The organism is Lysinibacillus sp. FJAT-14222 (assembly GCF_001278875.1).
In the GTDB taxonomy this organism is placed as follows: domain Bacteria; phylum Bacillota; class Bacilli; order Bacillales_A; family Planococcaceae; genus Lysinibacillus; species Lysinibacillus agricola.
Window position 1 is genome coordinate 1 of sequence record NZ_LIYL01000047.1, and the last position, 1,608, is coordinate 1,608.

General features: G+C 36.0%; 1 protein-coding gene. It reads right to left on the bottom strand.

Annotated features, from left to right (window positions below; all coding sequences use genetic code 11):
* Positions 1-146: 146 nt before the first annotated feature.
* Complete coding sequence (locus AN161_RS19945) at positions 147-1,523, bottom strand: IS4 family transposase (protein WP_053596084.1); 1,377 nt, start codon at positions 1,521-1,523, stop codon at positions 147-149.
* Positions 1,524-1,608: the final 85 nt, after the last annotated feature.

The following is a 1,608-nucleotide window of genomic DNA, read 5'->3' on the forward strand; positions in this document are numbered from 1 at the left end:
CCATAGCTGTCAACTTAAGATTTTAAAAAATATCCAATTGATTATTTTTTTAATGAACAATGAGTTTTACGTTTATAGAAAGAGGGAAAGTATTTTTGGGAATACCAAATAAACTACCCTTATAGATATGGTAATTTTTGGTTATTCTATATAAGTTGAAGGCGTTTAAAGGCTGTCCCCTTGATGGATTTCGGTTTCCTAGCGGTTTTTAGAAGTAATTGAGTAGCTGCTTGGACTATGTCTTTAAACGACTGCCCTTTTTTTATACTCATTTCGTAAAGTTTAGGTAAAACGACTGTAGCGATACTGCTTGTAGCGACCACTTCACTAATTTCTACTTGTTTCTCTTCCCAAATGAAATTTCTCAATTGATACGCAATCAATTGGCTAATTAAATAGACGAGGATGGTGCCGTATAAATGGCAGAGCCACCTTTCCTTCTTCATCACTTTGAAATGGTCTATTTCCAAATTAGACTTCCATACTTTAAAAGTTAATTCGACTTGCCAACGCAAGCGATATAATTCAACGATTTGACGTGCAGAGATCCACTCGGGCAGATTGGATATATAAATGGTAATGCCTGCTAAATCACGCACCACTTGTTTTGGTACCTTTCCTGATTTGACAGCCCGGCGATTAATTTTTTGGATTTGTTGTTCCTCACGGTGCTCATTATGCGAAAAAATAATACAGCGGGCTGGAAAATGGGCATCTCGTCCAAAATAAACTTCTTCTAATTCTAAATATTCTCCTGGTACTAACTTTTCACAAAGCGCCACTAAATCAATCCGATGATACAGACTACTTTGAATCACTTTGCCATTTGGATGATACGATGGGAATGGATTTTTAAAAGCTACATACCCGTCTGTTCGCACTTTTGAGATAAAAAATGCTTCTTTGCTCTCTATCTTTTTAAAATTTTCAAAGCTAAAGTAACCTAAATCTTGCATACAGAGTTCATTCTCTGTAATAAATGGAATCCTACTGGCGCCCATCTTAGCATCATTGATATTTTGGAAAGCAACGTGAAGAAATGTCGATTGACCAGAAAGAATATCGTATTCAAACTGAATTTTCGCTGATGCTTGTTGAGTTTTTTGTGTGCGTTTTTTGAAACGTTCTGGCACGCTAACGACAGTGGAATCCAATACACGAATACTTGAAAACGGCCATGAATCCGTCAAAGAGAGCGATGGGAGCTGTAGTTGTTGTTGTTCGAGTAAAAACTCTTGAATGAGCCGCTGTAAAAAAGCTGTGGCTTCAGGTGTGAATTTTTTATCTACAGCTGCACGACTAATCAAAATATCTTGTTCTGTTAGTAATTTTGTACATAGTTCTTGAATCGTACAGTCTACTAAATTACCGTGAACATGAAAAAGTAAAGAAAGAAAATCGCTAGCTGTTACAAGGCGCTTTCTTTTGATGAAACCAGTTTCCCTTGCGATTTCATCTACTCTTTCAGGGCGAATGAATTCAAATAACTTTTGGAGTAACTGTACATGTTTTGGCATCATCATAAAAAAACTCCTTTCAAAAAGTTAGTAATTATCTATACCAACTTTTTAAAAGGAATACACATTTTTCTTAAGTTGACAGCTATGG

What these genes read in the sequence shown, in the direction of transcription:
- AN161_RS19945 (WP_053596084.1), bottom strand. Translation starts at nt 1,523, where the DNA reads ATGATGATGCCAAAACATGTACAGTTACTCCAAAAGTTATTTGAATTC.